Genomic DNA, 2,425 nt, shown 5'->3' on the forward strand with positions numbered 1-2,425 from the left:
GTGCGATTCGTTGGCTAGAAACCTTAACCTGAAAGGGTTTCAGGGGGATTAGCCGCAAGGGACTAAAAGAACCTTGACAACTTGATAACCATGCAGATGTAAATTCTGCCCTCTCGAAATTGGAGTGACAACCCTACCCCTACTCAATAGGAAATAACAAACCTTAGGGTAAAGCGGGGTCGAACGTTGGAATACTGCTAACCCAAAGCGGTTTCGCCAACAGGTAAAAGAACTCATGGATAACGAAAGTAAAGATACATCCGAACCATCGCAATGTCCACGTAGCGAAACGGGCTGACACGCTACAAACAAACAGTTAACGGAGCAAAAGAGGCTAGAAGGTTTAGCCACCTTACTAGAATTTCCCTCATCTCCCGGTGGACAGTATCATCCTAAAAGTTCAAAGAATGGTTATCAGGAACGAAGTAACCACACAGATGCTCTCAAGAAGGTCGATTCTTGAGTAGGTAGTTAGCCGCATGGTCTGTGTTGGAAAGACTGAGTCAGAAAGCTAACGCCGGTATGTAATGTACTGGATATGCCCACGGACTCACGCGGATTAGTAGAATGTGGAGTTGCAAGTAGCAATGAAAAAGTCTAAAACTCGGGGGTTTACCCCACAGTCGGAATGGAAGAAAGTGAATTGGCGAAAGCTAGAAATCACTATCTTTAAGTTGCAAAAACGAATCTACAGAGCTTCTCAGCGTGGTGACGTGCGAGTGGTTAGAAAACTACAAAAGACTTTGATGAAGTCCTGGTCAGCAAAAATGCTAGCGGTTAGGAAGGTAACCCAAGAGAATAAGGGAAAAAAGACTGCCGGAATAGACGGACAGAAAGCTTTAACCAATAAGCAGCGTCTCGCCTTAGTAGCCTCCCTTACCATCTACAAGAAACCTCAACCAACTCGCAGAGTTTGGATTGATAAACCAGGTCGTTCGGAGAAACGCCCCCTAGGGATACCTACCATCTACGACCGAGCACTCCAGGCACTCACCAAACAGGCTTTAGAGCCAGAATGGGAAGCACGCTTTGAACCCAACTCCTATGGATTCCGACCAGGAAGGTCATGCCACGATGCAATTGGAGCAATATTCATCAGTATCAATAAAGCCCAAAAATGGGTACTAGATGCTGACATATCCAAATGTTTCGACAAAATCAACCATCAAAAACTGCTAGAAAAACTTAATACCTATCCATCTATGAAGCGATTAATCAAATATTGGTTAAAAGCTGGAGTAATAGATAAAGGACGATTTTCCGAAACAAAAGAGGGAACCCCCCAGGGTGGGATTATATCACCACTCCTGGCAAATATAGCCCTTCACGGAATGGAAGAACACATAAAGAGCTACGCCGAAACGTTAAAAGGGAGTAAAAAAGCAAACAGACAAGCTCTTACACTGGTCAGATATGCAGATGACTTTGTCATTATGCACCCATCCAAAACCGTGGTTGAAGAAAGTCAAGCAATTATCAGTGAATGGTTGAAAGGCATTGGCCTGGAGCTGAAACCAAGTAAAACAAAAATAACCCACACACTAGAAGGTTTCGACTTTCTCGGGTTCAACGTCCGACAATACAAAGTCGGAAAACACCACTCAAAGCGCGGTTTCAAAACCCTCATTAAACCATCCAAGAGTAAAGTTAAGGAACACGTAAAGCGGCTTTCAAAAGAAATAAACCAAATGAAAACCGCTAAGCAAGTCTCAGTGATAGAGAAACTCAAACCCATAATAAAGGGATGGGCAAACTATTACAAACCTGTAGTCAGCAAGAAAACCTACTCAAAGGTAGACAACTGTCTATATCAAAAACTCAGAAGATGGGGATTAAGGAGACATCCAAATAAGTCAAAATCCTGGGTTAAGGATAAGTACTGGGGAACTAAGGTATATACACCAAAAGAAACCTGGAAAGAACCAAAGATTGATAATTGGGTATTCATGACAGAGGAAGATAACTACCTTCCAAAACATGCCAGAACAGAAATCGTTCGACATGTAAAAGTCAAGGAAACACGAAGCCCTTTCGATGGTGACCTATCCTACTGGGGAAACAGAATGCAAAAACACCCAGAATTGTCCACAAACAAGGGGAAACTCTTCAAAAGACAAGAAGGAAGATGTACATTCTGCCATCTAAAATTCCGAGATGGCGACCAACTGGAAACGCACCATATAATACCACGCGCACACGGTGGAAGCAACCTCATAAAAAATCTGGAGTTGTTACATCTACACTGCCATGACCAAAAACATGGACAAAAATCTAAACCTTCTAATTCAGACGATTTAGATTCAAACCCGTTCTGAGAAGTACCCACTGACAAGGGACTACTGCGCGAGGAGCCGTGTGAGAGGAAACTTTCATGCACGGTTCTGAAGACGAGTCGGAGGGGCGACTCTCCGGCTTAGTTTAATGA

At 43.3% G+C, this 2,425-nt stretch carries 1 protein-coding gene; it reads left to right on the forward strand.

All coding sequences use genetic code 11. The features are described 5' to 3' along the window. The first annotated feature begins 587 nt into the window (after positions 1-587). Positions 588-2,315, forward strand: a complete 1,728-nt coding sequence (gene ltrA / locus F6J99_RS44210; RefSeq protein WP_365975466.1) for a group II intron reverse transcriptase/maturase — start codon at positions 588-590, stop codon at positions 2,313-2,315. The last annotated feature ends 110 nt before the right edge of the window (positions 2,316-2,425 follow it).

Origin of the sequence: Moorena sp. SIO4G3, assembly GCF_010692305.1 — a bacterium.
In the GTDB taxonomy this organism is placed as follows: domain Bacteria; phylum Cyanobacteriota; class Cyanobacteriia; order Cyanobacteriales; family Coleofasciculaceae; genus Moorena; species Moorena producens_A.